General features: G+C 72.2%; 2 protein-coding genes and 1 pseudogene. All 3 read left to right on the forward strand.

From position 1 onward, the window contains the following. The first annotated feature begins 223 nt into the window (after positions 1–223). Complete coding sequence (locus tag BGP03_RS00475; protein WP_296374884.1) at positions 224–754, forward strand: single-stranded DNA-binding protein; 531 nt, start codon at positions 224–226, stop codon at positions 752–754. A 24-nt stretch (positions 755–778) separates the two neighbouring features. Then, the gene (ettA, locus tag BGP03_RS00480; RefSeq protein ID WP_296374886.1) at positions 779–2,455 is read left to right on the forward strand and encodes an energy-dependent translational throttle protein EttA; all 1,677 of its coding nucleotides are present in this window, start codon (positions 779–781) and stop codon (positions 2,453–2,455) included. A 69-nt stretch (positions 2,456–2,524) separates the two neighbouring features. Continuing rightward, a pseudogene (locus tag BGP03_RS00485) lies at positions 2,525–4,450 on the forward strand (hypothetical protein); the annotation flags it as partial.

Genomic DNA, 4,450 nt, shown 5'->3' on the forward strand with positions numbered 1-4,450 from the left:
GTCGCCGCCGACATCAATTCTCATTGTGGGCCCCTGTCTCCGGACAGGGGCCCACTTTTGTGTGCGCGATTGTCCCACGTGGCACCGACGGTTTTCCCGTCCGCCGTCGAGTTGTCCCCATCGTGGTGCGGCTGTCCACAGATCTGAAGTGACCCTGTCCGGGCCCTCGCCGGCGCGGCATCGTCGGACTCGTAGAACACATCCACGAGTCAGGAGTACGCACATGGACGACACGACCACCACCTTCGTCGGACGGATGGCCACCGCGGTGGACGGCACGACCCTGCCGGGAGGGGCCTACAAGGCCACGTTCCGGGTCGCCTCCAGTCAACGCCGCTTCGACCAGGCCTCCGGTGAGTGGCGTGACGGGCGCTCGCTGTTCATGACGGTCGTCGCCTGGCGCCAGCTGGCCCAGCACGCGGCGCTGTCGCTGGACGTGGGTGATCCGGTCATCGTCCACGGCCGCATCTTCTCCCGCGAGTACGAGAAGGACGGCAGGACGCAGACCGTCACGGAGATGGAGGCGACGGCACTCGGCCCGGACCTGGCGTGGTGCACGAGCACGGTGTCCCGCAAGCGGTCGGCCCCGGTGCCCGCGGCCACCGGGGCCGGGGCTCCGGAGGAGACCGCTCAGGCGGTTCCCGGAGCGGACACGGGTCGGTGGGACGCGCGCGTCGTCGACGAGCTGGACGCCGACGAGGCCGGGGACATCGAGCGGGAGATCCAGGCTCACGAGGCGGCCGTCGGGGTCTGACGGGCCCGCCACTACCATCGGGGGGTGGCAGAGTTCATCTACAGCATGCTCAAGGTCCGCAAGGCCCACGGCGACAAGGTCATCCTCGACAATGTGACGCTGAACTTCCTGCCGGGCGCGAAGATCGGTGTCGTCGGTCCGAACGGCGCCGGCAAGTCGAGCGTCCTCAAGATCATGGCGGGGTTGGATCAGCCGAACAACGGCGAGGCGTACCTGAAGCCCGGGGCCACGGTGGGCATCCTCCAACAGGAACCCCCGCTCAACGAGGAGAAGACCGTCCTCGGCAACGTGGAGGAAGGGCTCGGCGAGATCAAGCAGCAGCTCGACCGCTACAACGAGATCGCCGAGCTGATGGCCACCGACTACTCCGACGAGCTGATGGAGGAGATGGGCACGCTCCAGGAGCTCCTCGACCACAACGATGCGTGGGAGCTCGACTCCCAGCTCGAGCAGGCGATGGACGCACTCCGTTGCCCGCCACCGGACGCGCCGGTCACCAACCTCTCCGGTGGTGAGCGTCGCCGGGTGGCGCTGTGCAAGCTCCTGCTCAGCAAGCCTGATCTCCTCCTGCTCGACGAGCCCACCAACCACCTCGACGCGGAGAGCGTCCTGTGGCTGGAGCAGCACCTCGCGGGCTACGCCGGCGCCGTCCTCGCCGTCACGCACGACCGGTACTTCCTCGACAACGTGGCCGAGTGGATCCTCGAGATCGACCGCGGCCACACCTACCCCTACGAGGGCAACTACTCCACGTACCTGGAGAAGAAGGCCGAGCGTCTGGCGGTCCAGGGGCGCAAGGACGTCAAGCTGCAGAAGCGGCTCACCGACGAGCTCGCGTGGGTCCGTTCGGGGGCCAAGGCGCGTCAGGCGAAGAGCCGGGCGCGACTGCAGCGCTACGAGGAGATGGCCACCGAGGCCGAGTCGCACCGCAAGCTCGACTTCGAGGAGATCCAGATCCCGGCCGGGCCCCGGCTGGGCAACATCGTGGTGGAGGTCGACCACCTCGACAAGGGCTTCGACGGGCGCGTGCTCATCAAGGACCTGTCGTTCACCCTGCCCCGCAACGGCATCGTCGGCGTCATCGGTCCCAACGGGGTCGGCAAGACCACGCTGTTCAAGACCATCGTCGGTCTCGAGCAGCCCGACTCGGGCACGGTCAAGGTCGGCGAGACGGTCCAGCTGTCGTACGTCGACCAGACGCGCTCGGGGCTCGACCCGAAGAAGAACGTCTGGGAGACGGTGTCGGACGGGCTCGACTACATCAAGGTCGGCCAGACCGAGATGCCGTCGCGCGCCTACGTGGCCGCGTTCGGGTTCAAGGGTCCCGACCAGCAGAAGCCTGCGGGCGTGCTCTCCGGTGGTGAGCGCAACCGGCTGAACCTGGCCATGACGCTCAAGCAGGGCGGCAACCTGATCCTGCTCGACGAGCCCACCAACGACCTCGACGTCGAGACCCTGGGATCGCTCGAGAACGCCCTCGAGCAGTTCCCGGGGTGCGCCGTGGTCATCTCCCACGACCGCTGGTTCCTGGACCGCGTCGTCACGCACATCCTCGCGTGGGAGGGCACCGACGACACCCCGGCCTCGTGGTTCTGGTTCGAGGGCAACTTCGAGTCGTACGAGAAGAACAAGATCGAGAGGCTGGGAGCGGAGGCCGCGCGACCGCACCGCGTGACGCATCGTAAGCTCACTCGTGACTGAGAGCGATCCCCCGCCCGGTCGATGATCACGGTTGGTCCGCCGTGGCAGCCCTGAAGTCCTGGAGGTCAGGTGGCGTCGACGCGAGCGGTTCCCGGTGACGGCGGTGATGGGACCAGCGCGGACCTGCTCGGGTCGGCCGCGGCACTGCGGTGGTCGCGGCCCGACCTGACGGGGGCCATCGCCGATCACGTCCTCGAGATCGCCGACGCGGACGCCGATCACGGGCTGTGGCTGCGGGCCGCGGGCTGGGCGGTGTCGGCACGGTCGGCTACCGGCGACGGGCGGGCGGTCGCGTCGGAGGTCCTCGACGGTGTGGTCCGTCGTGGCGCACACGTCCTCGACGAGCCCGCCGCCGACCGGCTGCGTGTCGAGCTCGCCGTCCTCGCCACCGGGGCCGGGCGGCTCGCCACGGCACGCACGTTGTTGACGCCGGTGTCCGTGGCCGACACGGTCCCAGAGCTGCGTGCCGATGCCCTCGGGGCTCTGGCCCGGTGTGCGGTGGAGGACCGGCCGGCGGCCGTGGACGGGCTGCTCCGCCGGGTCGAGTCGGTGTGGGCGGAGGTCGGTGGTCCCCGCGGCCACATCGGCACCGCCGCCGCGTCCCTCGTGGCGGCCACGGCGGAGCGGCGGGCCGGACGCCCGGACGCCGCTGTGGCGAAGGCCGCGGAGGGTCTCGCCCACCTCGACAGCGCCCGGGCGGGCCGTTCGCAGAGCCCGTCGCGACACCTCGCCGCCGGGCTCGCGGCCGAGTGGATCTCCGGGCTGCTCGACGCAGGACGCACCGACGAGGCACGTGACGGCTGCGCGCCGCTGGAAGCGCGCTTGCGCGACACGTCGCGTCCGAGCCGCCAGATCGCGCTGCTGCGGCTCGCCGTCGCGCGGACGGTCACCGCGTCGGGTGCGGAGGCGGTGGTCGCGGCACTGACACAGGCCGCACAGGACGCGGCGGCCAGCGACGCACCGGATCTGGAGTCGGTCTGCCTGTCCACCCTCGGCGCGTTGCAGGAGAAGGCCGGGCAGCTCGAGCAGGGCCTCGAGTCCGTCCGCCTCGGGGTCGCGGCCCAGCGTCGCGACCAGCAGCGCGCCGAGCGGTTCCGGCGGGCGCTCGACGCCGCCGTGTCGTCCGTCGCCGAGGAGGTGCCGCCCCGCGCCGCCACCAACGGCGGCCGCGCCCGCGTCGCCGGCCACCACCGGTCCGAGGCGTCGACGCCGACGGCCACGTCGCCGGCTCCGCCCACCGGCTCCTGGACCGACTGGAGCTCCGCGGTCGCCCGGGACCGCACCTCGACCGGGCCCGTGTCCACCGGAACGCCGAACGTGCACCCGGCCGGCGACGCCGGACGGGCGCCGACGGACAACGGCCGTACACAACCGCACACGATGCCGGCCGCGGCCAACGGTTCACCGGGTGGCAACGGTGGCCGGTCCGGGCGCAACGGTGCGGCCGGCCACGGTGCCCCCGGCCAGGGGAACGCCGGGCTCGCCGGGGACCCCACGGTCACGGACCCGCACGGCATCTCGCCCTGGCGGGGCTGGACCGACGAGTCCCCGATCGGCCATCTCCTGGCGCAGTCACTGCGGTCCGGGGGGACCGGCGCGGGACACGCCGAGACCCCGCATCCCGCCGAGACCCCGTCTCGCGCCGAGCCCCCGCCTTCCGCCGAGCCTCCGCCTCCCGCCCAGCAAGGGCCGCGCAGTGGGGCCGGCGCGAGACGGCGCGAGCAACGCCGGTATCCCGACGCCGTGGCCGACCCGTGGTCCACGGGTTCCTGGTCGACGGGGCACTGGGCCAGGAAGGACGAGCTGGCGGGCCCGCGTTCCGCGGCCGGTCCGGACGCCTCCGCCGGCGATCCCCCGCCCGCCGCCTCCGGCCGCACCGGGCGCCGCCGGCGGCCCGACGCGCTCGACGGGGCCGCGCAGGCGGCCCCTCGTCACGAGCCTCCGGCCACGACGCCTCCGGCCACGACGCCTCCGGCCACGACGCCTCCGGCCACG

Source organism: Pseudonocardia sp. 73-21 (assembly GCF_001899645.1).
Lineage (GTDB): Bacteria > Actinomycetota > Actinomycetes > Mycobacteriales > Pseudonocardiaceae > Pseudonocardia.

What these genes read in the sequence shown, in the direction of transcription:
- BGP03_RS00475 (WP_296374884.1), top strand. Translation starts at nt 224, where the DNA reads ATGGACGACACGACCACCACCTTCGTCGGACGGATGGCCACCGCGGTG.